The organism is Paenibacillus sp. XY044 (assembly GCF_002257645.1).
GTDB lineage: Bacteria > Bacillota > Bacilli > Paenibacillales > Paenibacillaceae > Paenibacillus_AQ.
Genome location: NZ_NQMO01000003.1, coordinates 97,445 through 121,741, shown reverse-complemented (window position 1 = coordinate 121,741; position 24,297 = coordinate 97,445). Strand labels below are relative to the sequence as shown.

At 53.4% G+C, this 24,297-nt stretch carries 28 protein-coding genes; 1 reads left to right on the top strand and 27 read right to left on the bottom strand.

Going from position 1 to position 24,297, the window contains the following annotated elements:
- Positions 1–33: 33 nt before the first annotated feature.
- Complete coding sequence (locus tag CJP46_RS14275; protein WP_094596282.1) at positions 34–903, top strand: YitT family protein; 870 nt, start codon at positions 34–36, stop codon at positions 901–903.
- 85 nt (positions 904–988) lie between these two features.
- Here the strand turns inward: CJP46_RS14275 and CJP46_RS14270 are convergent, their stop codons facing one another.
- The 27 genes from CJP46_RS14270 to CJP46_RS14145 form a co-directional block, all read right to left on the bottom strand.
- Positions 989–1,870: a sporulation protein YpjB gene (locus CJP46_RS14270; RefSeq protein ID WP_094596281.1), complete on the bottom strand. Its 882-nt coding sequence runs from the start codon at positions 1,868–1,870 to the stop codon at positions 989–991.
- A 61-nt stretch (positions 1,871–1,931) separates the two neighbouring features.
- Positions 1,932–2,555, bottom strand: a complete 624-nt coding sequence (locus tag CJP46_RS14265) for a DUF1405 domain-containing protein (protein ID WP_094596280.1) — start codon at positions 2,553–2,555, stop codon at positions 1,932–1,934.
- 144 nt (positions 2,556–2,699) lie between these two features.
- The gene (locus CJP46_RS14260; protein ID WP_094596279.1) at positions 2,700–3,575 is read right to left on the bottom strand and encodes a menaquinol-cytochrome c reductase cytochrome b/c subunit; all 876 of its coding nucleotides are present in this window, start codon (positions 3,573–3,575) and stop codon (positions 2,700–2,702) included.
- Positions 3,576–3,594: 19 nt separating this feature from the next.
- Positions 3,595–4,266, bottom strand: a complete 672-nt coding sequence (gene qcrB / locus CJP46_RS14255; RefSeq protein ID WP_076170115.1) for a menaquinol-cytochrome c reductase cytochrome b subunit — start codon at positions 4,264–4,266, stop codon at positions 3,595–3,597.
- A 15-nt stretch (positions 4,267–4,281) separates the two neighbouring features.
- Entirely contained in the window at positions 4,282–4,824 is a 543-nt protein-coding gene (locus tag CJP46_RS14250; RefSeq protein WP_179281170.1) for a Rieske (2Fe-2S) protein, read from the bottom strand.
- A gap of 170 nt (positions 4,825–4,994) precedes the next feature.
- Positions 4,995–5,435 carry a DUF2487 family protein gene (locus CJP46_RS14245; protein WP_094596278.1) on the bottom strand — a complete coding sequence of 147 codons (441 nt, stop codon included), beginning with the start codon at positions 5,433–5,435 and terminating at the stop codon, positions 4,995–4,997.
- Between the two features lie 150 nt (positions 5,436–5,585).
- On the bottom strand, positions 5,586–5,765 hold the full coding sequence (locus CJP46_RS14240) for an IDEAL domain-containing protein (protein ID WP_094596277.1): 180 nt from the start codon (positions 5,763–5,765) through the stop codon (positions 5,586–5,588).
- Positions 5,766–5,789: 24 nt separating this feature from the next.
- A complete protein-coding gene (locus tag CJP46_RS14235; protein ID WP_094596276.1) occupies positions 5,790–6,296 on the bottom strand; it encodes a gamma carbonic anhydrase family protein in 507 nt (168 codons plus the stop codon).
- Positions 6,297–6,340: 44 nt separating this feature from the next.
- Positions 6,341–7,468 (bottom strand): hypothetical protein, encoded by a 1,128-nt coding sequence (locus CJP46_RS14230; protein WP_094596275.1) that lies wholly within the window; start codon positions 7,466–7,468, stop codon positions 6,341–6,343.
- Between the two features lie 93 nt (positions 7,469–7,561).
- Positions 7,562–8,149 (bottom strand): histidine phosphatase family protein, encoded by a 588-nt coding sequence (locus CJP46_RS14225; protein WP_094596274.1) that lies wholly within the window; start codon positions 8,147–8,149, stop codon positions 7,562–7,564.
- A gap of 40 nt (positions 8,150–8,189) precedes the next feature.
- A complete protein-coding gene (locus tag CJP46_RS14220) occupies positions 8,190–8,792 on the bottom strand; it encodes an anti-sigma factor family protein (protein WP_094596273.1) in 603 nt (200 codons plus the stop codon).
- Complete coding sequence (locus CJP46_RS14215; protein ID WP_094596867.1) at positions 8,789–9,382, bottom strand: RNA polymerase sigma factor; 594 nt, start codon at positions 9,380–9,382, stop codon at positions 8,789–8,791. The genes CJP46_RS14220 and CJP46_RS14215 overlap by 4 nt, the downstream gene beginning before the upstream one ends.
- Positions 9,383–9,876: 494 nt before the next feature.
- Positions 9,877–10,974, bottom strand: coding sequence for a prephenate dehydrogenase (locus CJP46_RS14210; RefSeq protein ID WP_094596272.1), 1,098 nt, complete (start codon positions 10,972–10,974; stop codon positions 9,877–9,879).
- Positions 10,975–10,998: 24 nt separating this feature from the next.
- Positions 10,999–12,099: a histidinol-phosphate transaminase gene (hisC, locus tag CJP46_RS14205; RefSeq protein ID WP_094596271.1), complete on the bottom strand. Its 1,101-nt coding sequence runs from the start codon at positions 12,097–12,099 to the stop codon at positions 10,999–11,001.
- A gap of 28 nt (positions 12,100–12,127) precedes the next feature.
- Positions 12,128–12,934: a tryptophan synthase subunit alpha gene (trpA, locus tag CJP46_RS14200; RefSeq protein ID WP_094596270.1), complete on the bottom strand. Its 807-nt coding sequence runs from the start codon at positions 12,932–12,934 to the stop codon at positions 12,128–12,130.
- Positions 12,931–14,130, bottom strand: a complete 1,200-nt coding sequence (gene trpB / locus CJP46_RS14195; protein WP_094596269.1) for a tryptophan synthase subunit beta — start codon at positions 14,128–14,130, stop codon at positions 12,931–12,933. Before trpB ends, trpA begins: the two co-directional genes overlap by 4 nt.
- Positions 14,127–14,798, bottom strand: a complete 672-nt coding sequence (locus CJP46_RS14190) for a phosphoribosylanthranilate isomerase (RefSeq protein WP_094596268.1) — start codon at positions 14,796–14,798, stop codon at positions 14,127–14,129. The genes trpB and CJP46_RS14190 overlap by 4 nt, the downstream gene beginning before the upstream one ends.
- On the bottom strand, positions 14,791–15,621 hold the full coding sequence (gene trpC / locus CJP46_RS14185; protein WP_094596267.1) for an indole-3-glycerol phosphate synthase TrpC: 831 nt from the start codon (positions 15,619–15,621) through the stop codon (positions 14,791–14,793). The genes CJP46_RS14190 and trpC overlap by 8 nt, the downstream gene beginning before the upstream one ends.
- The gene (gene trpD, locus CJP46_RS14180) at positions 15,611–16,651 is read right to left on the bottom strand and encodes an anthranilate phosphoribosyltransferase (protein ID WP_094596266.1); all 1,041 of its coding nucleotides are present in this window, start codon (positions 16,649–16,651) and stop codon (positions 15,611–15,613) included. The genes trpC and trpD overlap by 11 nt, the downstream gene beginning before the upstream one ends.
- A 25-nt stretch (positions 16,652–16,676) precedes the next feature.
- A complete protein-coding gene (gene trpE / locus CJP46_RS14175; RefSeq protein WP_094596265.1) occupies positions 16,677–18,230 on the bottom strand; it encodes an anthranilate synthase component I in 1,554 nt (517 codons plus the stop codon).
- Positions 18,231–18,550: 320 nt separating this feature from the next.
- Complete coding sequence (gene aroH, locus CJP46_RS14170; protein ID WP_094596264.1) at positions 18,551–18,925, bottom strand: chorismate mutase; 375 nt, start codon at positions 18,923–18,925, stop codon at positions 18,551–18,553.
- Positions 18,918–20,024 (bottom strand): 3-dehydroquinate synthase, encoded by a 1,107-nt coding sequence (aroB, locus tag CJP46_RS14165; protein ID WP_094596866.1) that lies wholly within the window; start codon positions 20,022–20,024, stop codon positions 18,918–18,920. Before aroB ends, aroH begins: the two co-directional genes overlap by 8 nt.
- Before the next feature lie 2 nt (positions 20,025–20,026).
- Positions 20,027–21,196 (bottom strand): chorismate synthase, encoded by a 1,170-nt coding sequence (gene aroC / locus CJP46_RS14160; RefSeq protein ID WP_094596263.1) that lies wholly within the window; start codon positions 21,194–21,196, stop codon positions 20,027–20,029.
- A 344-nt stretch (positions 21,197–21,540) separates the two neighbouring features.
- Positions 21,541–21,705: a hypothetical protein gene (locus CJP46_RS36535; RefSeq protein WP_179281169.1), complete on the bottom strand. Its 165-nt coding sequence runs from the start codon at positions 21,703–21,705 to the stop codon at positions 21,541–21,543.
- A gap of 81 nt (positions 21,706–21,786) precedes the next feature.
- Positions 21,787–22,626: a CheR family methyltransferase gene (locus CJP46_RS14155; protein ID WP_306431047.1), complete on the bottom strand. Its 840-nt coding sequence runs from the start codon at positions 22,624–22,626 to the stop codon at positions 21,787–21,789.
- Positions 22,617–23,060: a nucleoside-diphosphate kinase gene (gene ndk, locus CJP46_RS14150; protein WP_094596262.1), complete on the bottom strand. Its 444-nt coding sequence runs from the start codon at positions 23,058–23,060 to the stop codon at positions 22,617–22,619. Before ndk ends, CJP46_RS14155 begins: the two co-directional genes overlap by 10 nt.
- Before the next feature lie 90 nt (positions 23,061–23,150).
- A complete protein-coding gene (locus tag CJP46_RS14145; protein ID WP_094596261.1) occupies positions 23,151–24,125 on the bottom strand; it encodes a polyprenyl synthetase family protein in 975 nt (324 codons plus the stop codon).
- Positions 24,126–24,297: the final 172 nt, after the last annotated feature.

Sequence of the window (24,297 nt, the reverse complement as noted above, 5' to 3'; positions counted from 1 at the left end):
ATTCTTCCTACTTCTGGTATTGCGAGGGGTTTCATGAGTTCATCCAAGTTGTTTGTTCAGTTGAAGCTCGTACTGCCCATCATTTTGGGCTCCGCCGTGTATGCCTTCGGCCTGCTCTATTTCATTATCCCTAACCAGCTGATGGAAGGGGGCGTTACCGGGGTAACGGTCCTCCTGAATTATGCATTTTCCATTCCGCCTTCCTTGTCGACCCTGGTGCTGAATATTCCGCTCTTTCTGCTCGGCTGGAAAATCCTTGGCGGCAGACAGATGATCTACACGGGCGTCGGAATCGCATCGCTGACATTTTTTTTGTGGTTTATCGAAAAACTGATTGATGCCGGGTGGATTACGCCGTTTCAAACGGAAAGAGACTACATACTGGCTTCCTTGTATGCAGGCGTCACCCTAGGAGCCGGACTGGGCATCGTTTTCCGCTTCGGCGGGACAACCGGCGGATCGGATATTGTTGCGCGCATTTGCAACCGGCGATTCGGCTGGAGCATGGGACGGGTCATCCTCGTCATCGATATTATCATTATCGGAGCCTCCCTATTCTTCATCCCGAGAGAGCGGATCCTGTACACCTTCGTGGCCGTCTTCATCGCCTCCAAGGTGATCGACTTTATCCAGGAAGGTGCCTATGCGGCCAAAGCCTTTACGATCATAAGCGATCACGCCCAGGAAATCGCCGATCAAATCACGATCGAAATGGAGCGCGGCGTCACGCTGATCCCGGCCATCGGCGCGTATTCCAAGCAGGCCAAGCATATGGCCTACTGCGTCGTCGGACGGCAGGAAATCCGCAGGCTCAACGATATCGTGAAGTCGGTGGACCCGCGGGCATTCGTCATCATCAGTGATGTGCATGACGTTCATGGCGAAGGTTTTAAGGAAGAATAATCGGAAGCACAAAAAAAGCTCGCCGGCTCTTGAAGCTGGCGGGCTTTGCCAATATATAAGGGAATATGGCCCACATGACCGTGTACTACAGCTCTTTGGGCTTCACGCTTTTGAAACTGTCCCGCTCTCCTCTATATTTCCGGTAACCGGTGTAGGTCAGAACAAGGATGATAAACGAGCCTGCCCAGAAGGTCCAAGGCCACAATCCGTTGACCTCGTCAATGGGGGCGAAGGCCGGGTTGTCGTCCTTCTTTTTTCCGAACAAGCCGTTAAACACTTCCTCGCCGGAAGTCACGACATCCTGAATTTCGCTTGCCGAGGACGAGGACGACTGGATTAAGCCGCCAACATAAGATACCCAGGCATCCGCTGCCGTAATTTCCTCCGGCTTGCGCTGGATGATCACGGCCGGACGGATAATCTCATAATGGTTCTGCAGACTCTCATAGGCTGCTTTCATCCCCCGGGAGTCGGCAGCGGCCGCTCCGGTCTTCATTTCGCTCAGATCCTCACGGAGCACCTTGTAGTACTGCATCCACATTGGCTGCTTGGGATGACTTAAGCTGTCGGCAGCCAACCGGAATTTGGCCGAAGCGGTCAGCCACTGCTCCTGTTGAATTTGCGCCTGATTCGTCGCTTCCTTCATCTCCACCAAGCTCTCCGACAGGGCATGAAATCCTTCCACGCTCGTCAAACCTTGGAAGGAAGAGTGCTCAAATATATCGCTGGCCTGCAGAATTTCCTGCCGGACGAGATTGATGTTGCCTTCCAATACATGCTGATATACAGACTCGGCCAGCACATCCAGCTGCTCAGCCTGTTTGGTCGCCTCACCTGTACTACCCGTACCTCCCGCAGCCGACAGAGCAGCGGCTTCCGCCGCCGTCCAGGATAGACTGCAGCTGAATCCAAGCAGCACCATGATGACCGCCAGGCTCCATCTGGCAGCCGTGCCTCTACGTAACATGGGACATCCCTCCTACCGTATATGTATGGCAGAAGGGATGTCCATAGAACTGAACTTGTTGTCAGCGCCGAGCCTGTCTTATGACAAGCCAGGCCAGCAGCGCGCTGAACAGCGTCAAGCCGAATGTAAAATATTGAACGCTGGCGATATCATCCATCAACTGAGCTGGCAGCCACGGAAAGACCCCATATGTATAATCCACCGTATCGTTCAGGAATGTCCATGCCGCGGCCGGAATCAGCATGGTTGCACCTAGCTTGAACAGGCGGACGTACAGCAGCGCTTCGATGGCCATGGCCGAATGGGAGATGACCAGCATCCAATCCTGCCATACCAGCGCGGAACCCTGAGCATAGCCGGCAAATATGATGCTCACCGCCCAGATGCCGTACTTCACCGACGTCACGACAGCCAGCGCCTCGATCAGCAGCCTGAATCCGCAGCCAAGCTTCGTCTTTGGCGGATACAGCAGCATCCATATTGCGATCGTAAAAAACAGGCTTGCCGTCGGACTGTCCGGAACGAAAATGACCTGCCAAATAGGATTATTCGCTACGGTATATTCCATTTGTTGGGCATACCAGTAATAACCGTATACCGTGCCCAGCAAGTTGCACCATAACAGGAGCCATAAAAACCCCCGGTTTCCGAGCAGCGAACGGCTCCAGAAATAAGCGATCGACACGTTGTCCCTCCTTGTACTCCCACGATACCTTTGCCCCCAATACGGGGCTGTTGATCTGAGTTCATGCACGAAAGTCGTACTTTCTGATCTCTTAAAAAAACCTGATCGTAAATACGATCAGGTTTTCTGAATAAGTATGGCCGCTTATTGCTCTGCCTTTTGCTTCGAAAGCCATTCTGCCAAATGATCGATGTCTTTGTCGGTCAGGCCTGCAGCGATTGCCGAATCGTACATCGCAGGCATCTTCCCTTCATAGCCCTCTTTGATAATTTTCAGAATGTCATCTTTGTTATGTTTGTCGCCGACTCCACGGAGAGACGGACCTGCAGCGCCTTTCATATCTGCTGCGTGGCAGGTAATGCAGCCTGCTTTTTTATAAGATTCCATTGCCGGATCTTCTTTGTCGACGATCGCGATCTCTTTTTGCTGGGTCGCGCTGGACGTCGGAAGTCCTTTAGCTTTGTTTTCGGCAGCTTTCTCTTCACGCTGGATGTTCTCCGGAATTTGACCGGTAGCAGCCATCTCTTCTTTGTAATGGTGCCATGCGCTGTTTGTTAAATAAACGCAGGCAATCAAAGACAGCAGCATGAGCGAGGATGCGATCGGTCTACGATAGAAGCGGCGTTCTTTGCCTGTATCCAGAAACGGAGCCAATAGCAACGAACCAAACGCGACACCACTCACCCCGATGACGCCTAACACGACATAATCACCAGATGCATATGGCAGCTTCAGGTATTGATACAAGAACAAGAAGTACCAGTCAGGCATCGGGATAATGGACGCACTTGGGTTCGCAGGGAACCACAGTGGAGCCGGTTCTGCAATGGTGAGCACCAGGAATCCGACAAGTACGACAACACCGACCATCCATTCTTTCAAAAGAAAGTTAGGGATAAACGCTTCCGATTTGCCTGGATACGACGTGTAGTCCGGTGGTGTAATAAACCCGTTGCCTTTGCGGACGCGCGAGTCGCCAACATATACCACTTTTTCTTTTGAATTGTTACCGTGTGCCATGGATATTCCTCCCTTCTTATTATAGTGGACCGGAGATGCCCTGTCTGCGGATCATGATAAAATGTCCGACCAGAAGAATGAGCAACACGGCCGGGAGGAAAAAGACGTGAAGTGCGAAGAAACGCGTTAACGTCTCGGCACCTACAATTGTACCGCCTTGCAGGAATTCCTTAATGATCGGCCCAAGCCATGGAACGGAATTCGCAATTTCCAGCGTAACCTTTGTTGCAAAGTAGGCTTTGTTATCCCATGGAAGGAGATAGCCTGTCAGGCCCAAGCCCAGCATGATAAAGAATATCAGCATACCCACGACCCAGTTCATTTCACGAGGTGCCTTATAGGAACCTGTGAAGAATACGCGCATGGTATGTAGGAACATCATAACGATAACCAAGCTCGCCCCCCAGTGGTGCATACCGCGGACGATTTGCCCGAAAGCGACTTTCGTCTGGAGGTACTCAACGCTGGCGTAGGCGTTAATGATGTCCGGAACGTAATACATGGTCAGGAACATCCCCGACAGGATCTGGATGACCGTGATAAAAAACGTCAATCCGCCAAAACAGTATACAAACGCAGAGAAATGATGCGCCGGGTTAACGTGCTCCGGCACTTCATGGTCCGCCACGTCTCTCCAAATCGGCGTGACATCAAGACGTTCATCAATCCAGTTGTAGACATTCTTAAACATCCGAATCTACGCCTCCTATTTTACTTCAGTATTTGGCTCAACACTGCCCAAATAAATCCAACCGTTTTCAATTTTCAATTTGTAAGTGTCGAGCGGCTTCGGCGCTACAGCCAAGTTCTTGCCTTCTTTGGTATAACGCGCCCCGTGGCATGGGCAGTGGTATTCATCCGGGAAGCCTTTATCATTGTTCCAGCCGACCGTACAGCCCAAATGCTTACAGATCGGGGACAGCGCATAGATTTTCCCCTGTTCATCCTTGCGTATCCAAGCGGTTAGTGTTGCAGTGCTTGCATACCATCCATCCTGCTGTTTCAGCTCAAAAGAGAATTCTTGAGGCTCGTCGGTAATTTTGCTTTCTTCGACAACTTTAATGAACTCTCCCTCGCCCTTTTTATGCAGGATCGGATCCACAGCAAAACGCACCATCGGCAGGACTGCACCGGCTGCCATGTAAGCAGTGGCACCGCCCAATGTATAAGTCAGAAATTGTCGACGGGACATTTCTTTACGACCGGGTGGTTTGTGAGATGGTTCATGGTGCTCATTTTGGTTGCTCATAATGTCTTCAACCCCCTTTGTCAACCAAGTCTTAAAGTGCTTTCAATGATTATTATCACACGACTTACTAGGACATAATAATAATATATTAGCCTTATAAGACCGTCAAGAATATCCAACTCTTTTATGAGGCGGAAGAAGATTTACCCAATTAAATTGTTGAATTTCTGTCACATTTCCATTTTGTTGCCTCGCTGCCACATTTCCTGTATTTTATCCTTAATCCGGCCTGCTATACCTGCTCCACCCGTTTCTTCATTTAATACCCTCTGGGACAGAAGCAAATCACAGTCTTCAACCTGACATTGGATCAGCTCGATGTCTGCCGACATGACGATGACATAAGCAAATCCCGCCACCTTCACATTACGACATATTTCCTGCAATAACGACAGATCCTCTCCTTGGCCGTATTGTACGGCCGGGTATGTAATGATCCTCCCTTTAAACGGCATTTCAACCAGGTCCATAAAATCCCGCAGCCGTGCCAGCGCCTCCGTCGCTTCCACAGGAGACTCTTTGCCTGACAGGCCGGTGTAAGGGATGAGGCAGGTGTCGAAATAGGGGGAGAGCTCACTCCAGGTTGCCTCTTCCACTTCGCTGAACTTCATTCAAGGGTTCACCCTTTCCATTATTTTTCACCATTCCATTCTATAATATGCTTGTTTCCGTGTCAGCATTTTGTAAAATTCATTGTCGCAGACGATCCCAACAAAAAAGAAATGCAGCATGGGTGTCTGCATTTCTTTTCATTTATCCATTTAATTAAGCAACTTCAGTTCATCCGTCAGGTCACGGAAAGCCGCCTCGTCTCCAGATGCCAGAGCCCTGTCTATTTCGCGGTAAAGCTCTTCGCTCCGGTGTTTTCGCAACGCTTCGTCCCATACCATTTCAGCCGCCAGCCCCAACATGACTTCATAAGTAGCTTTCATCTTATCCATTAGGATGCACCTCCGAACCTTTGATTAGAACATCCTATACTCTTTACCCTTGTCCACATAGTTTTGAGTGGTACGATACATTCTGCGCAAGTCTTCCTCGGTTAATTCACGGACCACTCTCGCCGGCGAACCCAGAGAAAGCGTATAGGGTGGTATTTTTTTATTTTCAGTAACGATTGATCCTGCCCCTATTAAAGCATATTCACCAATCTCGGCCCCGTTCAGTACGATGGCCCCCATTCCGATTAATGTACCTTTGCCTATTGTGCAGCCGTGAACGATGGCGGCATGTCCGACGGAGACGTCGTCAGCCAGGATCAGCGGCTCGTCCGTATTTACGTGTCCTACCGCTCCATCCTGAATGTTGCATCGGTCTCCGATCACGATGGGTGCCATATCACCACGAAGCACTGCGTTAAACCATACGCTTGATTGTTGACCAATTTGAACGTCACCGACAATTTTGGCACCCTCCGCCACATAGACGGACGGGTGGATTTTTGGCAGATGCTGGCCGTAAGGTAACAGCATTTTTCATCACCCCTTAACTTTTGGGAGTGATTGTAACAAGGCGGCTATGACTTGTCAATGAGCGGTTCCAGCTCGCCGCTTCCGAGATTTAGGCTTTTGCTGGCCAGCTTTTGTCCGAAAGCGGTCATTTTCAGAACCATGCCCCTCTCCGGACTTTCTCCGATGCGGATAAGTCCTAGATGCATCATCATCGCGATAATTCTTTCATTTAATATCGACTCTGCAGTGTCATAATAAAACGGTTTGATCAGCCAGCCCAAAGCATCATGCAGGGAAGCGGCGGTTACCCATTCCTTGGCGCATTCCCCTGTCCAATAAACCAGGGATGCCAAGTTAGGGATGGCGCTTTTATAAAGTTTTAACCAAAAGCGGAAAATTTGTACCATGCTCTCTTTCGTCCCGCTTTCCAGCAGCTCTGCGCCCTTGCCGGACAGCTCCAGCTTGCTTCCGTTTTCTTCCACATATCTATGGTAGAACGCATAGTCATACAGAAGCGCCATCCGGTTCGGATATGCATTAAAACTCCTGCCGTAGCCAAAGCGCCATCCCCCCTTGTTGAGAAGGGGCTCACTGACATGGAACATGTCCATTAACTGCTGCTGGTATCGTTTGTACATCACGAATTCCTGATTCAGTTCGATCTCCTGCTGCTTCACATACCTGAGCATGTACATCAAGTCCTCGGCGCACAGTTCCTGCTCCTCCCGATATACCGGAGGTTCGCCGGATTTAACGACCTTTCGCTTCAGGGTTTGCCCAAGCTCGGCCCGGAACCGGTCCTTCAGATCGTTGGGCATTTGGAACAGATACTTGGTGCTGGAAGTCATCCCGTTGAACAGCCAGCCGCTGCGCTTATAGCGGGCGATGGCTTCTCTCGGAGTCTCATGCACCTCGTTCGCCGGGAGATCAAAAGTCGTCTGCCGGACGACAGCCGCTAAGTCTTCAACGCTGTAAAACGATCTGTTGTCAAACAATACCGAATTCAGAAAACGCAAATCTGGAAGGGACACCGTGTTAACCTGCTGCTCAATGAATTCCCTCCGGTTCAGCGTGACCAGAATGCTCTGGATCAGTTCGTGCTTGGAATTTCTTTTGCATTGGCATTGGTAATGGCTTGCAATGGTAGTCAGCTGGCCGATATCCGCGTACGAAAGCATATCCGCTAAATTCATGTCATCATCGCCTCGCCGTTTTAATACCATTATGGGAATTATTACAATTTTTATTCGATCCACATAAAAAAAATAACCCGGTTCTTGTCCGAGTTATCCGTTCTTTTCCGCCAAATGACGAGTGCAGTTATAGAGGAGCGGCATCCAGTCGATATCCTTTTTCTCCAGGATCGTAAGCGACAGATTGCCAATCCGCTCCGTGTATTTATCCTTATACAGCGATTTGTACAGCTGTGCCAGCAGCCCGCCGTGACTAACGACGAGCATGTTTTTGTCGGGATAGGCAGTCCACATATCCTCCATAAACGCCAGGGCTCTGGCCTCAATCTGCTCGATCGTCTCCTGGCCCAGGTCATTCACATCCCATTGCTTGCCCCAGCGGCTTTCACGCTCTTCGGCCGTTAATCCTTCCGCTTGTCCAAAACTCCGTTCGTTCAGACGTTCATCGGGCTCAAATAGCGGAATGTTGAGCTTGCCGGCCAGAATTTGCCCGGTTTCCCGCGCGCGTGAGAGCTTGCTGCTGATAATAAAATCCCAACGGTACGGCTCATGAAGCAGCCGGTCCCCTAGACGCTCCGCTTGCTTCCTGCCCTCTTCATTCAAAGGGATATCGCTCTGCCCCTGTATTCTCCCAAGCTTATTCCAATCCGTCAGCCCGTGGCGGATCAAACCGATCATCATGCGCGTATCCCCTTTCTTCTATATATATATGCGAAAGAACCTACTTCCTGATACGGCTGACCCTTCCCAATGAAAACAGGGCCATTCCTACTCCGAGCACCGACAGAATCATCCAGTACTGCGGATGGGTCGGACCCATACCCGCGACAAGCGGCTCGATAATCCCGCTGTTGGTGTTCGGTATCACATAACTGACCTGTTCCGACACGACGGATGAACCTGCGACGCCAGTCGGAAGAATCCCGGTAGGTACCGCTCCGGCTGTCTCTTTGGTAAACGGCTTTTCCATGATCGCCCAATACAGAAAGCTGGCCAAAAATACCATTACAAACCCGGCAATCCACCAGGACATGCGTTTTCGGGTAGATGCGGGCACAGCGAAAGGCTTGCTATGGTCCGGAATCAGCCACGGAGATTCGCGGTAAATCCGGTCCATGACGTTCCGGTTGACTTCCTCCGCTTGTTCTTCCGTCGGCTTCTCCTGCCAATCCATCATGAGTACCCGGCTTTCTTTCCATAACACCAATTCCGCTTCGCAATCACTGCAAGTGGCTGTATGCTGTTCGAGCTCAATCCGTCTCGGATCGTCTTCTTCCAAATCCAAAACGATGCCGAACAGGCTGTGAGCCTCATCGCAATTCATTTGCTTTTCATCCCTTCATATTCTTCATACGTCAGCTCGTAAAAATACGGCTCCAGCTGAACTTTTACGCTGGACCTTGCCCGGAATAGGAGAGATTTTACAGAGCTGACGCTTTGACCTAGAATGTCGGCAATCTCCTGGTAATCGAGCTGATCGTATTCCCGCAAAATAAGCGCAGAACGCTGCTTCTCCGGCAGGTTATTGATAGCCTCGCGAACCAGCTCCACCTTCTCGGTACGCAAAATGGCCTGCTCCGGCGCCACCTCGATCGGCGCAACCGGCGTAACCCCGCTCTCTTCCAGCGGCACGTTGGCGCTGCGCTGCTTTCTCAGCTCGCTGAGCACCGTGTTCCGGGCAATCGTGTAGAGCCATGTGGAGAACGATGCGTCTACCTCACGAAACGAATGCAAGCTCTTAAAAGCCTTGTAAAACGTCTCTGAACACAGGTCTTCCGCCATTAACTCCAAATGTGAACTCTTGAGCATATGGTATACAAAAGCCAATATTTTCCGCTGATAACGGCGCATCAATTCAGAGAAGAGCTCTACATTGCCCATCTTGATGTCCCGTATCATTTGCGAATCCGTCATTTCCATTGTGACCTCCTCGACCGTACAAAGCATCCCCGTTCGATTCAGTTATATGTTTGTACTGAACAGGTGATGAAAAGTTGCGGTATTTAAGCCACCGCGCGGCAGTATAAACGTCCAAAAAGCTATGTATTCGGCAAAATCGGCAACGATTCTACAAATATATCATTTCCATTGTAACATATTAATTCCTGCTAGTCAGTCGAAGCAAGCAAACCTGCCAAATTTATGGAGATATTAACGCTTTTTGGCACTGCTGATTCATCTCTAATCTCTTATTAGACGAATTTCGCAGCGAAAATGTTGCTAGATCATAGAAATAATTTCAACAAAATTTAAAAAAGGCAAAAAAAAACCACCCGCATCGGGTGGCTGCACAAAGTGCCATTTATTTGGATAGGAGTGGAGAGAAACCATACTGTACTTTTATTATATGTATACGTTTTCATTTTGTCAACACTAAAGTAAGCGTTTTTTTGTAAACGTTTTAAAACTTACTGCGATACCTGATAACTCATGGATTGCAGCAGTTCCTTGGCCCGCTCCAAATCGTGTTCCTGCCTGAAAGAAAGGCGCAGAATGCCTGGGACGTCCTCCCGGCTCTCAATAATTTGCATATTGCTGAGGTTAATGTGGCGAACGCCCAGCTCCGTGGCGATTTTGCCGATAATACCGGGCGTATCCGGCACATCGAGGTACAGATCAAAGCTCGGCGTAATCATGCCTTTGCGTCGTTCCGGAAGCTCGCTGCGGAAATCGTTCGCTTTGGCAAACGCCTCTTGAATTGCCTCTCCATCAGCCTGTTCCAGCATCTCCACGAACGCAGCGATGCCTTCATTCCAGTCCTTCAGCTGTCTGAGCAGCACTTCCTTGTTGCCCAGCAGGATGTCGCGCCAAATCAGCGGATCGCTGGACGCGATCCGGGTGATGTCACGAAAACCGCCTGCCGCAAGCAGCCGGTACAAGGAGTTGGCGTGGTTGTAATCGCGCACCTGGTTCACCAGCGCCACCGCGATGATATGCGGCAAATGGCTGATGGCCCCGACGATTTCATCATGCAGGACTGGATCCACCTTGACGACCTGAGCACGGGTGTATGACAGCAGCTGTGCCAACGCGTCATACGCGTGATCAGGCGTGCCAGGAGGCGGGGTCAGCACATAATACGCGTTCTCAAACAGCAGCGGCGTAGCCGCCTCTACACCGGAACGCTCGGATCCGGCCATCGGGTGCCCGCCGATGAAGTAAAAGTCCTCGAAATCATGCGTACGCGCCGCTTGCGCGATGCTCGCTTTCGTGCTGCCCACATCGGTGATGATGCAGCCTTTTTTCAAAGGTAGGGCGCTTAACCGGTCCAGGTATTCTTCCAGCATACCGACTGGAACGCACAAAAAAATGAAGTCCGCATCAAGTGCGGCTTCCTCCATGGACAGCGTCGCTGCGTCGACGACGCCGCGGCTTATATATTTGTCGGCCAATTCGGGGAGATGGGCATGGCCCACGACGGTTAAGCCGGGCTTGCCTTTAAAGCAAAGCGCCAGCGAACCGCCGATTAGGCCCACTCCAAATATAGCAATCTTCGTTGTATTCATGTTCCCTCACTCGTTTGTTCGCACTTACTGCACTTGGGCCTTTTCGTCGTTCAATACCTGCTCCAATGCGTGAATAAATGCTTTATTTTGTTCCTCGGATCCAACAGTGACACGAACATGGTTCGGATATTTGCCGAATCCTGCGCGAACGATGATCCCCTTGCGCAGCAGCGATTGGAACATTTCAACCGCAGGCTTGCGGACATTGACCATAATAAAGTTGCCGTGTGCCGGGAAATAGTCGAGACCCAGCCGGTCAAACTCACCCTGCAGCTGCTTGATGCCTTCCGCATTCGCTATACGGCAGTTGGCCACGTACTCCTGATCGGCAAGTGCCGCTTTGGCCGCAGCCTGGGCTGCCCGTGTCGTATTGAACGGCTCGCGCACCCGGTTGATCAGCTGAATGACTTCAGGCTGAGCCACGCCGTAGCCGATCCGCAGGGAAGCCATGCCGTAGATCTTCGAGAAGGTCCGGAGAACGACCAGGTTTGGATATTTGGACAGGAACTTGGTTCCGTCCGGGTATGAAAGGTCGGTCACATACTCAAAGTAAGCCTCATCGAGCACCACCATAACATCCGATGGAACTTGATCCAGGAAACCGGTCAACTCGGTTTCGGAAAGAATCGTTCCCGTCGGATTGTTCGGGTTGCAAATCCATACGATCTTCGTCTTGCTGCTGAGCTTGGCGAGCATAGCGTCCAGATCATGCTTCCCATCAACCAGGGGAACCTCGATGCTGACAGCCCCTTCGATGTCTGCGTTGCTCTTATATACGGAGAAGGTTTGATCCGCCATAATGGTTTCGTCGCCGGAAACCAGAAATGCGCGGCAGATCAGGGCGATGATTTCATCCGAGCCGCAGCCGAAAATGATCTGTCCGGGCTCTATGCCCAGGAAACGGGCCACTTCCGCCGTAAGCTCCACCGCGCCCCCGTCAGGATACAGGCTGATGTTGTCGAGTTCGGCAATCACCGCCTCCTTCACCCGCGGCGACGCGCCATAAGGATTTTCGTTGGAAGCCAGCTTGATGACTTCGCTGAGACCAAGCTCCCGCTTGACTTCTTCGATCGGTTTGCCCGGTTCATAGACCGGAATGTTCACTATCTGGGATTTTGGTTTCACCGTAACCCCCCTCACTTTCAACTAAAGATTATGGTTTTAATTGTGCCACAAATTCACGGATTTGCAAAAGGCCCTGCTCACGCGTATCTCCGTTCTGCAGCAGCGGAATGGTCTCTTCGACCTTTCGGACGATGGCGCTGCCCACGACGACGCCGTCGCAGATCCGGGAAAAACGCACCGCCTGTTCCCTGTTCGAGATGCCGAAGCCGATGGCCACCGGAATGTCCGTGTACTGCTTAACGCTCGCGATGAAGTCCTCCACGCCTTCGTGGAAGCTCGCCCGCTCGCCCGTCACACCAAGCGAGGATACGCAGTAAATGAAGCCTCTGGCTCCTTCCACGATCGATCTGATCCGTTCGTGGGAGGTCGGAGCTACCAGCGGCACGACATGGATGTCCGCCTGCTCGGCTCGGGCACGCACGTCGGCTGACTCTTCGATCGGCAGATCCGGAATGATGATGCCGCTGATTTCATGAGCTCTGACCTCTTCAAAAAAGCGGTCCAGACCGAACTGAAGCACCGGATTGTAATAGGTAAACAGGATGAACGGCAGCTTCACGCCAGCCTTGCGTGCTCTAACCGCCGTCTCCATGCAGGTCTTGATCGTCACTTGATGCTTCAGCGCCCGCTCGGAAGCCCGCTGAATGACCGGGCCGTCGGCCAACGGGTCCGAATACGGCACACCAAGCTCGATCATGTCGGCTCCGGCCGCTTCGAGCCCGGCTATAATTTCAAGTGACGTATCGGGATCCGGGTCACCGATCGTAAGAAACGGAATCAGCGCCGTTTGATTCTCCTGTTTGAGACGGGCAAACGTTTGATCCATCAAATTCATGCCTGTTTACCTCCCGTATAAGCCATGATGGACTCCACGTCCTTGTCTCCCCGTCCGGACAAACAGATGACGACGATATCGTCCTCGCCGAGCTGCGGCGCCATCTTCACCACTTCAGCGATCGCATGCGCGGATTCCAGGGCCGGAATGATCCCTTCCGTCCGGCAAAGCAGCTGAAGGGCATCCAGCGCTTCCTGATCCGTAATCGGAACGTATTTGGCCCGTTCGATGTCCTTAAGGTAGGAATGCTCCGGTCCGACGCCCGGATAATCCAGGCCGGCCGATATGGAGTGGGCTTCCTGCACCTGGCCGAAATCATCCTGCAGCAGATAGCTCATGGAGCCTTGGAAGACGCCATGCGTGCCCTTGCTCATCGTCGCCGCATGGAAGGCGGTTTCCACGCCTTTCCCGGCAGCCTCCACGCCGATCAACCGGACATCCTTGTCTTCGATAAACGGATAGAACATGCCGATCGCATTGCTGCCGCCGCCGATGGCCGCGACAACATAGTCCGGCAGACGCCCTTCCGCCTCCTGGATCTGGCGGCGGGTCTCGTCTCCGATAATCCGCTGGAAGTTGCGCACCATCATCGGATACGGATGCGGCCCTACGGCAGAACCGAGAATGTAGAACGTATCGTCGACATGGCTGACCCAGTACCGCAGCGCCTCGTTGCCGGCGTCCTTCAGCGTGCGCGACCCTGACGTAACGGGTACGACTTCCGCGCCCAGCATCTGCATCCGAAATACGTTCAGCGCCTGCCGCTTCGTGTCCTCTTCTCCCATGAACACCTTGCATTCCATGCCCAGGAGTGCGGCCACGGTGGCCGTCGCCACACCGTGCTGGCCAGCGCCCGTCTCCGCGATGACCTTGGTCTTGCCCATTCGCTTGGCGAGGACGCCTTGTCCGAGCGCGTTGTTGATTTTATGGGCGCCGGTGTGATTCAGATCCTCCCGTTTCAGGTAGATCTTCGCCTGCCCCAAATGCTTGCTGAGACGCTCCGCGTAGTACAGAGGCGTCTCGCGGCCGGAGTACTGCTTAAGCAGATAGCTAAGCTCCTCCTGAAAGCTTGGATCGTCGGAATACCGATTGTATGATTCCTCGAGCTCGATCAGCGCGTTCATGAGCGTCTCGGGAACGAATCTTCCGCCAAACGTGCCGAATCGCCCGTTCTTGTCCGGTAATTGTGTTGTCATGCCTGCTTCACCCTTCCCACAAATGCTGCGATTTTGTCTATATCTTTCACTCCGTCACTTTCCACGCCGCTGGAAACGTCAACGCCGTCCGGGCTGTACTTCTGGATCAGCTCCGCCACGTTGGACGGCATAAGGCCACCGGCTACAAACAGCGGTATCCCTTGGGCTGCCGCCCAATCGCGGTATGCCGGTATCTCCTCCCAGGCAAACGTGCTTCCCGATCCCCCGCCATACACCGGATCGAATGTATCAAGCAGCAGGCCGTCGATAACGCCTGCGTATAGTTCGTGATTTATAGAGGCATTGGAATTCTCATTACGGGATTGAACCGACAGCACCTTGAATACCCGGGTTCCTATACGCTCCTTGACCTCCCGGCAAAATTGCGGGCTTTCCTGTCCATGAAGCTGAACGACATCAAGCCCGACTTGATCCACGATCACGGCGAGCTCTTCTAGGTCCGGGTTAACGAACACGCCGACGCTTTGCGGAACCTCAGGCGTCTTCCATGCACGGAGCTGCGCTGCGAGCAGGGCAGCCTGTTCAGGCGTCACCCGGCGCCGGCTCGGTGCGAATACAAATCCGATATAATCCACAGGCAAGTTTACCATTGATTTTAGCACTTCAACGTCCTGAAGTCCACAAATTTTTACGGCCGTCTCACCCACGATGCTTCACTTCTTCCTCGGATAAGGTCGGGCCCATCAAGTCCCGGACCGCCTCTGTGATGTCCTCCCGGCGCATGAAATACTCGCCGATCAGCACCCCGCTTGCTCCCGCTTGTTCCAAATACGCCATATCTTCTTTGCCTGCGATGCCGCTCTCGCTGATGACGGGAATTCCTTGTGGAATCAGCTCCCGAAGCTTTGCCGTCGCTTCCAGGGAAGTCTCGAACGTATGCAGATTCCGGTTGTTAATCCCAATCAGCGCTCCTTGGTGCAGATCCGCTCCGAGGCCAAGCACCGTCTCAAGCTCTTCCTTGCTGTGAACCTCAATCAAGGCGTCAAGCCCAAGCGCACCAGCCCGCTGCAGGTAAGCTGCGATTTGATCCGGCTCCAGAATCGCCGCGATCAGCAGCACCGCATCCGCGCCGAGGAGGCGAGCTTCATAAATTTGCCGCTCGTCGATGATGAAGTCCTTCCGCAGAAGCGGCAGGTTCACCGCGGAGCGCACATCGCGTAAATATTGCCCGCTCCCCTGGAAATATTCGACGTCCGTCAGAACAGACAGGCAGTCGGCCCCTGCCGCTTCATAAGCCTGGGCGATCCGCACCGGATGAAAATCCGGGCGGATGAGACCTTTGGAAGGCGACGCCTTCTTCACCTCGGCGATCAGCCCCATGCTCCGATTGCGTCCTGCTGTCAGCGCCCGGTGGAACCCTCTTGTCGCAGGCATCGCCGCAATTTGGCGTTCCGCCTCCGTGAGTGAAAAATGCTCGGCGAGTTTAGCTACCTCAGCCCGTTTCGTTTGTACGATTTTATCAAGATACATAGCTCAGCTCTCCTGTCATTTGGATCAGTTGCTCAAGTTTGGCTGATGCGCTGCCGTTGTCGATGGCGCCAGCCGCCGCCTGCACGCCCTCCGCGATGCTGTCCGCAAGGCCGGCGACATAGATGCATGCGCCTGCGTTAGCCAGCACAATGTCTCGGTATGGGCTCTTCTCTCCTGCCAGCACCGAGCGGATAATGGCGGCATTCTGCACCGCATCGCCGCCCAGAACGGCATCCAGCGGGTGGGCGTTCAGCCCGAGATCATGCGGGTGAATCTGGTAGGTCCGCACTTCGCCGTGCCGCAGCTCGGAAATTTGCGTCGGACCGGAAATGCTGATTTCGTCGAGCCCTTCCAGACTGGTTACGACAAGAGCACGCTTGGAGCCAAGCTCCTTCAGCACGTTTGCGATCGTTTCGGTCTTGCTCCGGTCATAGATCCCCAGCAGCTGACGATCCGCTCCGGCCGGATTCGTCAGCGGGCCGAGCATATTAAATACCGTCCGAACGCCAAGCTCCTTGCGCGGAGCGGCTGCATGCTTCATGGATGGATGGTAAATCTGGGCGAACAGGAAGCAGATGCCGATTTCCTCCAGGCACCGTTTCGCCTGTTCGCTGCTCAAATGGATGTTCACGCCGAGCGCCTCCAGCACATCGGCGCTGCCCGCGCGGCCTGAGGCCGAGCGGTTGCCGTGTTTCGCCACCCGGACCGAAACGGAAGAAGAAATAATCGCCGAGACGGTGGAAATGTTGAATTTGTGGATACCCGATCCGCCCGTTCCGCAGGTGTCCAGCAGCCTTGCGTTGTCGGTCGCCACATGGCTCGCGACGCTTCTCATCGCTTCGGCAAAGCCCGTGATTTCCTCCACCGTCTCCCCCTTGATCCGCAGCGCCGTCAGCAGCGCACCGATCTGGGAAGATGTCGCCGCCCCATCCATGATGCATTGCATCAGTCCGCGGGCTTCCTCCCTTGAAAGATGACTGCCCCCGATCAATTGTGACAAACTGGCATGTATCAATTCGCTTGCGCTCATGCTCTTTCCTCTCCTTTCCGGTCCATTAAGGTGTATATTCAAAGAAATAATCCTGATTGGTCACTTCACGCTCCGGTTTCACCGGCGGGAACATCGCTTCCGCCGTCCGGATCGATTTCAGGAGCGCTTTCGCTTTGTTCACCGTCTCCTCGTACTCTTTCTCCGGAACGGAATCCCATACGATCCCCGCGCCCGCCTGCACGTACGCCTTGCCTTTTCGGAAAATAATCGTCCGGATCGTAATGCAGGAATCCATGTTCGAGTTAAAGCCCAGATATCCGATGGCGCCGGCATAAGCGCCGCGCGCCTCCCGCTCCATCTCCGCGATGATCTCCATCGCTCTCAGCTTCGGTGCTCCGGACACCGTTCCCGCCGGCAGGCAGGACAGAAAAGCATCGAAGAAATCTTTATCTTCGCGCAGCGTCCCCGACACATTCGAAACCATGTGCATCACATGCGAATATTTTTCAATTTCCATAAAGCTGTCGCATTTGACGGTGCCGAACGCCGACACCCTGCCGAGATCGTTCCGGCCCAAATCCACGAGCATCAAATGCTCGGCGCGCTCCTTCTCGTCGGCCAGCAGCTCGGCGGCAAGCCGGCTGTCTTCGGCCTCATCGTCTCCCCGCGGCCGCGTGCCGGCGATCGGACGGGTTCCGACCCGGTTGCCGTCAACCTTGACCAGCGCCTCCGGCGAGGTGCCGACAATGATCTCCTCATGCATTTTCAAATAATACATATAAGGCGAAGGATTCAGCGTTCTCAGCACCCGGTACACATGCAGCGGAGACACTTCCGTCTCGATATGAAAGCGCTGGGACAGCACCACCTGAAAAATATCCCCTGCGCGAATATACTCCTGCGCTTGGCGAACGTTCGCCATATACTGCTCCTTGGTCATGTTCGACTTGATTTCGCCGAGGTCGATATCCGCCGGTATGCTGCGGCCGTTGACGTTCTCTCTCGGACCCTGCTCGTGCAGCTGCCCGGCAATCTCCTCAAGCCTGCGGTCCACCTCGTCATAAGTTCTGCGGATCGCTTCGTCGCTGTCTCCTTCCCGTACATGCACGTTTCCGACCAGCAAAATTTGCTGCTTCACGTGATCGAACACGATGACGGTGTCGCAGAACATGAAGCGGATGTCGTCCATCCCCAGATCGTCGACCTGATGCGCAGGGAGCTTCTCATAATACTGCAGCAGATCATATCCGAAGAAACCGATCGCTCCTCCCGTGAACGGAGGAAGATCATCGAGTTTCGGGCTTCGGTACGAGCGAAGCAGCGCCTTGAGCTCCTCAACGGGCTTCCCTTTCATGCGCTGCTTCTGTCCACCCTGCTCCAGCACGATTTCTCCCTTCTTGCCGGAGATCATCATGAACGGGTCCGTCCCGATAAACGAATAACGGGCCCACTGGCTTCCTCCCTCTACACTTTCAAGCAGAAATGCGCATTCCCGCTGGGCATAGCGCTGAAATATACGGATCGGCGTTTCCATATCGGCCAGCAGCCGCTTCACGACCGGGATCAGATTATACTGTCCGGCCAGGGCGATGACCTGCTCTTTACTAGGATTCAACATCGTGTACCCTCCTTCGATTGATCAGGACTTAGATGAGCAGCAGACTCGAAAGCAACAAAAAAACCTCTACCGAAGTAGAGGTTTGGATTTCAATAAGTATATGAAAGAGTCCGACAGCACGGCCGCATCAGCATTCACTCGTCCCCAATATACACGGAACGCCTTGACTGCTTCAACACGGACATGTTGACGAAATATAACATGCAACCATATGGACTCTGCTCTTCTATACTTAGCTCATCTCATTCTAAACTCTACTCATCTCAACTATCTACACTATACAGGAACAGTCCCTGTTCTGGCAACCTTGTTTTTCAAAATCAGGCTTTGGGCGCGGCCAGATCCGGACGCAGCTTCTTTGCTTCATTCAGATAGACATGGTTGATCTCTGCCTGACTCTTCTCTGTATTGACCGTCACCATCAATCGGATGCAGCGAGGAAGGCTTCCCTTGACCGGAACCTCCATCGAGCACATCAGCGGCACCAGCTCCCAGCCTTCCAGCTGGCGGATCGCTTTGGCCGGAAATGTTGCATCCAAATCATGGGTCAGTGTAATCCAAATGCTGCAAATATCATCCGGATTGACGTCATTGCGGTCAGCAATTTCCTTCATCAAACGAAGGGTTTCATCCAAAATTTCCTGTTCGTCATTGCGGGTTACCGTCGTTGCTCCCCGTATCCCCCGGTTATACATGTTCAGGCTCCTTTCTTCTCAGCTCTTCGATCACTTCGCGGACGAAAGCCTCCGGAATATCTTTCACAATGCTGACCTCCCCGATCTTATCCGGGACGATAAACACCATGGTACCTTCCGTAAATTTCTTGTCATGCTTCATCGCCGCAATCAGCTCATCCGCGGACAAGTGCTCCGGCAATACGACCGGGAGCTTCAGGGCCTGCAGCATGGATACCGTTTCCGGATAGATGGACGCATCGCGTCCCAGCTTGACAGCCAACAGCGCCGAACCCGCCATGCCGATGGAAATCGCTTCACCGTGCAAAAATTCCCCGTAGCCGCCTACGGCTTCAATCGCATGGCCAATCGTATGGCCCAGATTCAGGATGGCGCGCAGGCCGCCTTCGCGTTCATCGGCCGACACGACATCGGCTTTGATGGAGCAGCCGCGTTCCAGGCCGTATGCCAGCGCCTCCCGGTCCAGGGACAGCAGCTCAGGCGCGTGATCGCGGCACCAGCCGGCAAAATCCGCATCCCGAATCAAGCCATGCTTAACCATCTCGGCCAGACCCGCGGATACTTCGCGCGGCGGGAGCGTCTGAAGCGTGTCCGTGTCATAGAGCACCAGCTCGGGCTGGTGAAAGGCGCCGATCATATTTTTGGCGAGCGGATGGTTGACGGCCACCTTCCCGCCGACACTGCTGTCATGCGCCAGAATCGTGGTCGGAATCTGCACGAACTTGACGCCGCGCATATAGGTAGCGGCCACAAAGCCGGCAAGGTCTCCGACCACGCCGCCGCCGAGCGCCAGAACGCCCGAGCTGCGGTCCAGGCCGCCCTGGATGGCAGTGGTCATCACTTCCTCATACACCGCGAGGGATTTGGACGTTTCCCCCGATTTGACGATCGAGACGACCGCCGAATATCCCCGGCTTTCCAGACTCTGCCGGAGTGTGTCCAGATGGCGGGCGGCAACCTGCTCATCCGTGACGATCAGGTGCGTGCTCTTCTTGGTCAGGCCGTGTTTCTCCAGGTAACTTCCCGCTTCAGGAAGCAGTCCCGAGCCGATATAGATGGGATACGAACGGTCGCCAAGCTCGACTTGTACGGTTCTCATCATCAGTACCTCTCCACTTGGGCCAGGTAGTTTTCATAGTTGGCTTTGATTTCGTCCATGGAATCCCCGCCGAACTTCTCCAGGAACGCCTTGGCGATTTCCCAGGCGACCACGTGCTCCATCACCACGCTCGCCGCAGGAACGGCGCAGGCGTCCGAACGCTCTACCTGAGCGGTGTACGGCTCTTTCGTGTCAATGTCCACGGTCTGCAGCGGTTTGTACAGCGTCGGAATCGGCTTCATGACGCCGCGGACGACGACCGGCATACCGTTGGTCATGCCGCCTTCAAAGCCGCCCAAGCGGTTGCTGGCCCGGGTATATCCCTTGCCTTCCTCGTACAGGATCTCGTCATGAACCTGGGAGCCGCGCAGCACGCCTGCCTCAAATCCGATCCCGATCTCAACGCCCTTGAACGCGTTGATCGACATGACCGCCTGAGCGATCCGTCCGTCCAGCTTGCGGTCGTACTGCACGTAGCTGCCAAGACCGACCGGAACGCCCTCAACGACGCACTCCACGATCCCTCCGATGGAATCGCCTTCTTTCTTGATTTCGTCGATATAGGCTTCCATCTTCGCTTCGGTTTCGGGATCCACCACCCGAACCGAAGAAGCCTCCGTGCGCTCGATCAGTTCATCTACGCTCAGGTTGTTGGCAGGCGCTTCAATCTCGCCGATCCGGATCACCTGACCGGCAACTTTAATGCCGAAAGCTTCGAGAAACTGGCGTGCGATCGCCCCGCAGGCAACGCGTGCCGCCGTCTCGCGTGCACTGGAGCGCTCCAGTACGTTCCGCAGGTCCTTATGATTATATTTCAGGCCGCCGTTCAGGTCGGCATGTCCCGGACGGGGACGGTGAACGCGGCGTTTCTCTTCATCCGACCCTTCGATCGGCTCCACGTTCATAATGTTGCTCCAGCTGGCCCAGTCCTTGTTCTCCACCACGATGGCGACGGGTGCTCCCGTCGTATATCCGTGCCGGACACCGCCGACAATGTTCGCCGTATCCTTCTCGATTTGCATGCGCCGCCCGCGTCCATGCCCCTTCTGTCTGCGTGCAAGCTGAAAATTGATGGCTTCAAAGTCCAGTTTCAACTGGCTCGGTAATCCTTCGATAATGGCCGTGAGTTGAGGTCCGTGCGTCTCCCCCGCCGTTAAGTAGCGTATACTCATGGTGCTTTCCCCCTTTAAACTGTTGAACATTAACTGGCTAAAATCCGCAGATATCTTTGCCCATTATAGTATAGCTGCCACGCTTTGACAAGAAACCCCTACATCTATATATAATTCAACTAAAGTAAGGGAAAGCGCTTCTCCTGTATCCAAATGTAGTCAAGGAGGAGCGAGGATAAACTTAAGTTCATTTTATCTAAAATCAACCTGTAAAAGCCGGGAGATTCTCTTCGATTGCGGATTCAGTTCCTTTGCACGGTCTTCCGAAAGTCCGTAACAAGCAAAAAAAAGCACCGCATTTCCTTAAGAAAGTGCGGTGATTTATTAGCGCAGCTTCTCCCCGCCTATCGGCTGACCGGATGGCTGCTACGCTGCGTGTTCTTTTGACCTTCTAACGAATCCTGTATCAGGCGGCTCAGCTGGACGCTTTCGATGCCCAGAATCTGTCCGCACTCCTGAATGGTAATAAACCCGCGCTTATAGGCGGTAATTACCTTTCTTTTATCCATGATATACAAACCTCCGCTTTGTCTGATGCCGTAATATAATCGTAGTATCGCAAAGAGAAGGTTTGAATATACCTTGACGCCTTATCCGTCCGCCTTTTTCCGGTAAAAAAAGGTTTCGGTCGGCTCGAGGCCGTATTGGCCTGGTGTAAAGATTTGCTCGGTGCTTCCCACAAAGAGATATCCCCCTGGACGAAGGGCAGTGGCAAATTTATGGTAAAGCTTGGCTTTGGCTTCTTCCGTAAAATAAATCATCACATTGCGGCAGACGATGAGGTCGTGATTCTGCTCAAACGTGTCGGTCAGCAGATTCTGCTTACCGAATTGGACGTTTGCCTTGAGCCCTTCGCTGAACTTGTACATCGGTCCTTCCTGGGAAAAATACCGGGCAGCAACGTCGTCCGGCACGTCCTTCAGGGAGCGCTCGAGGTACAAGCCCTGCTTCGCCTTGGCCAGTGCTCCCTCGTCGATGTCGGTGGCGATCAGCGTACTCGTCTGCAGCAGCCCCTTGCCGTCCAAAATCATAGCCAGTGTGTAGGGCTCCTCTCCCGTGGAACAAGCTGCGCTCCATACCTTGAGTCTCGACCGCGCACCTGCGTTCAGCTCCGGAAGGATCACGTCCCGCAGAACTTCCCAGCGATTCGGATTGCGCCAAAACTCCGACACGTTGATCGTCATCCGGTCCAGAAACTCATGAAACAAGCGCTTATCCTTTTGCAGCGCATCGAAAAATGCCGTAAAACTATCGTATCCGTTCTTTGCCCTGAGCGTCGTCAGCCGCCGCTTCATTTGGGCTTCCTTATAATCCGAGAGATCGATCCCCGTGCTTCGCTTAATATTCTGGATAAATGCTATGTAATCCGGGTCGGGCGTCCCTGGCTCTTCCGACGCGCCGCCACGATATAAAACTGGCCTTACATCCACGGCGTAATGCTGCGGTCGTAGTTCACCAGTTCATGCGCTTCGAAGAAATTGGCGATTTCGCGCGCACTGCTCTCCGGTGAATCCGAGCCGTGAATCAGATTATGGGGCGTATGGGAAGCGTAGTCCCCGCGGATGGTGCCAGGCAGAGCTTCCGTAACATCGGTTTTGCCCATCAGAATGCGGGACAATTGGATGATGTTATCCCCTTCCCATACCATGGCGAACACCGGGCCGGACGTGATGAACTTGACCAGGTTATCATAGAAATCCTTGCCCTCATGCTCCGCGTAGTGCCGCTTGGCCTGCTCGTCCGACACCTGCACCAGCTTGCCGGCTACCATTTTGAAGCCTTTGTCTTCCAACCTGCCGATAATTTTACCGATTAAACCACGCTGCACTCCATCAGGCTTGATCATCAAAAAAGTTCGTTCCATAAACTCACTCTCCATTTTCCTCAAGTCATTGCGTATGTTGTACATAGTTATGATTCGTATTGTAAACAGAAAGTCGGATCAGCGGAAGTATTAATATGAACGTTTGGTCACAAAATGGGCGATATCGCGCAAATTTTTCTTCGTTTTCTGGTTCGGAAGCCGGTCGAGCGCGTCAAGCGCCTTGTTGATATAGCGGGTAGCCAGCTCTTCCGCCCGGGCAATGCCCTTGCTCGATTTGATCAGCGAGACCGCCGCGGAAACGTCGCATTCCCCGTTGTGTTCCCGGATGACGGCAATTTCCTTCAGCAGCGGTTCCCGGACCGCTTCATCCTGCAGGGCATACAGCACAGGCAGCGTAATATTGCCCTGCCGGATATCGCTTCCCGGCGGTTTGCCGATTTGCTTTTCCGTTCCGCACAGATCCAGGAGGTCGTCCTGAATTTGAAAGGCCATCCCCACATTGTAGCCGTAACGGTAGAGCAGGTTACCCACCTTCGGATCTGCATCTGCGGCTACCGCTCCGAGCTGGCAGCTGATGGCGATCAACAGGGCGGTTTTACGCCGAATACGGAGCAAGTAACGCCGGATGCTCTGATCCGTATTGAAGAAGTCCCGAATCTGCTCCATTTCCCCGATGGACATCTCGACCATCGCTTTGGAGAGGATTTGGTGAATTTTCGGGTTCTCCAGCTTTGTTGCCAGCAGCAGCGCCCGGGCGTAAATGTAGTCCCCTGTGTACATCGCGATTTTATTATCCCACTTGGACTTGACGGTCAACTGGCCGCGGCGGGTCTCGGCGTCGTCAATGACGTCGTCGTGCACCAAGGAGGCCATGTGAATCAGCTCGAGGGGAACGGCCACATGCTTCAGCTTGTCCAGATCATAGCTGCCGAACTTGCCCCCCATCAGCACGAACACCGGGCGCAGCCGCTTTCCGCCTGCCTTCAGCAGATGCATGGACGTCTCGTTCAGCAGCTCGTGATCGCCCTCAATGCTGCGAAAGAGCTCTTGTTCGATTTGATTCATATCTTTTTTCAGTAAGCCGAATATGTCTAATCTCTTCATTCCTTCACCCGTATCAGCGTATTGTTACTCCGCATTTCTCTGTCCGTTCATGTTCAACTTGTCGGCTTGAGCATGGCCCGCATAGCAGAAACAAAGAGCACTGGCGTTCTTCCATTCATTTTCATCCTAATCAAATCATAGCATACTATCCCGACTGCCCGAATGGGTTTGG